Source organism: Microcoleus sp. (genome assembly GCF_049646505.1).
Classification (GTDB): domain Bacteria; phylum Cyanobacteriota; class Cyanobacteriia; order Cyanobacteriales; family Microcoleaceae; genus Microcoleus.
The window spans coordinates 1-2,229 of record NZ_JBARVX010000054.1 but is presented as its reverse complement, the minus strand read 5'-3'; the positions used below and the strand labels follow the sequence as shown (position 1 = coordinate 2,229).

The window sequence follows — 2,229 nt, the reverse complement described above, 5'->3', positions numbered from 1 at the left end:
GTCCCTACCTTCCCTAAAACCTCACCGTCACCAAAATCACCCGCCGCGGCTGATTTTCAGCTTCAATAGTATACTCAACCCGCCCAAAACCTTTCGGCCCCGGTTCAACTAAATCGTAGCGAGATGTTACCGTACCCGCGGCTGTAGTGTATTGAGCAAAAACAGCACCAGGATTCCTCCCAGCAGACGCATCCGCATCCCCTCCCCAAGAGCCCCAATCATCCAATCGCGATCGCGTTGGTAAGACAGAAGCCGCGATTTCTGGAGGCGTTAATCTTTGATCTGCTAAGACTTGTTGAGCATTATGAATAGCGCACATTGTCGGCCCAGAAATTTTGGAATCTTTGTATTGACCACTAACCTTTTCCACGAAGCCAAAACCAACATTAGGCCCAAAGTTATCCTGTCTTTGCCTACCCCATAAACGACTGATAGTTCTATTTTCCTTAATACCTTCCCCTGCTAAAGCTAATTCGGTTCTTTTGGTGGTAAAATTTCGATCTACAAATTCTTGGTCTGCGGTGCGAATAACGTTAGCGGCACTTGCATCTATTTTACTGCTAACATTAGTATTGCCTTGTAAGATTGGTGATAGAACACCAGGGATAGCTTGCGCTCCACAATATTTCTGAATACCGTTGAAAACGCGATCGGCTGATAAGGCACTAATCGGAAATTCCAGGGAATAAGCCTCAGCAGGTTTGGGAAAAAAGATGCCGGATGTTGCGGAAGCAGCAAAAGAAGCGCCACCCCAGATGATGATACGATTAAATTGACGGCGGCTAAGACTCATAATTTATCTTCTCCCTGGAGAGCTTGCCCCCGGTACAACTTGAAATTTAATGAAGTTATAACCATCTAAGATACTACTAAAAGGCCCACTACTCACACTAAGGCAATCTGTCGCAGCAGCACAATCTACGTCTATTGATAAACTTTTGCCATTACTGACATCAACTAACATTGTATGTACTTTACCTTTTTCACCTGTGAGGGATTTAAGGTGATTTCCATCTACATAAACATCTACTTTTATTGGGGCTTTCCTTTCCTTATCAGGAATTGCAAATTGTAATTCGAGAGAGGCACGACCACCGGGAAGCTTGCAGGTGAAACTGGTACCTGGAAAAATCCGCAACATACTGGTGTATATTTCTCTACTTACCACAATATCCTCGAACATGGATCGCTGCCGACCTTTAACTTGGCATTTTAGGTCAGTCCAAGGAATGGGCCGCTGGGCCTGGGCCACTTGTGCGCCAACAGTCGCTAGAGTAAAAGACAACACCCCAGCCGAGAGCAAACCACTGAGCCACCGCACTCGCTTCATAAAAATATCCTGGTAATACCTTAATCAATTAATATAAAGGATGAGCTGTGTAGGAAAAGTCCTGACTTTAGATAGATGACAAAATTAAAAATGTCACAATTGTACGAAATGTCAGGTATAATAAATGGTGTAAACTCCAGCTTCTCCCTAATCTATGGATATTGCCGAAGTTTTGACACTGGCAGATGAGCTAATTTTTGCTAAGACGGGAAAGCACTTGGATTATGTGCAAGAAGCTATCCTGCGGGGAACTTTACAAGACACAACTTACACGCAAATTGCTCAAGAAGTTTACTCAAGTCCAAGTCATGTTAGAAATGTTGGTTCGCACCTTTGGAAACTACTTTCTAAAGGATTAGGAAAAAATATTACTAAAGCAAATTTTAGGACTGTATTAGAGAAGGAAAAAATTTATAATTATCAATTAGCTATAGTGGGCGATAATATTAAAGTTGGCGAGAATGTCACAGTCAATAATAACTTTAACATTTGTCGTGAAAAAGCCCGATCGCCCAAAACTCCCCAAAACCCCCAACCAACAGCAAAACAGCCCCGCATCGACTTAGGCGACGCACCCGAAATATCCACATTTTTCGATCGCACATCCGAACTCACAACCCTCGAAAACTGGATTTCAAGCCGCACCCGCCTCATCACCATCCTAGGCTTATCCGGTATTGGCAAAACCGCCCTGACACTCCAACTAATCCCACAAATTCAACACGAATTCGACTGCATCATCTGGCGAAGCCTCCGCGACGCGCCAGCCCTCGCATCACTTCAAACCGACTTAATTAAATTCCTATCGCAGCAGCAAGAAACTAACCCCCCCAACCCCCCCTTATCAAGGGGGGGCGAAGAGATTCAACCTCTTTCTCCCAGGCGCGGCGAAGAGATTC

2 protein-coding genes and 1 pseudogene are annotated in these 2,229 nt (G+C 44.5%); 1 reads left to right on the top strand and 2 read right to left on the bottom strand.

Annotated features, from left to right (window positions below):
- Positions 1–13: 13 nt before the first annotated feature.
- On the bottom strand, positions 14–793 hold the full coding sequence (locus WBA89_RS02875; RefSeq protein ID WP_424403903.1) for a Tat pathway signal protein: 780 nt from the start codon (positions 791–793) through the stop codon (positions 14–16).
- Positions 794–796: 3 nt separating this feature from the next.
- Entirely contained in the window at positions 797–1,168 is a 372-nt protein-coding gene (locus WBA89_RS02870; protein ID WP_424403901.1) for a hypothetical protein, read from the bottom strand.
- Between the two features lie 316 nt (positions 1,169–1,484).
- Here WBA89_RS02870 and WBA89_RS02865 point away from each other — a divergent pair.
- A pseudogene (locus WBA89_RS02865) lies at positions 1,485–2,229 on the top strand (ATPase); the annotation flags it as partial.

Bases quoted from the DNA above. Each gene is read 5' to 3' on its own strand.
- WBA89_RS02875 (WP_424403903.1), bottom strand. From the start codon at position 793: ATGAGTCTTAGCCGCCGTCAATTTAATCGTATCATCATCTGGGGTGGC.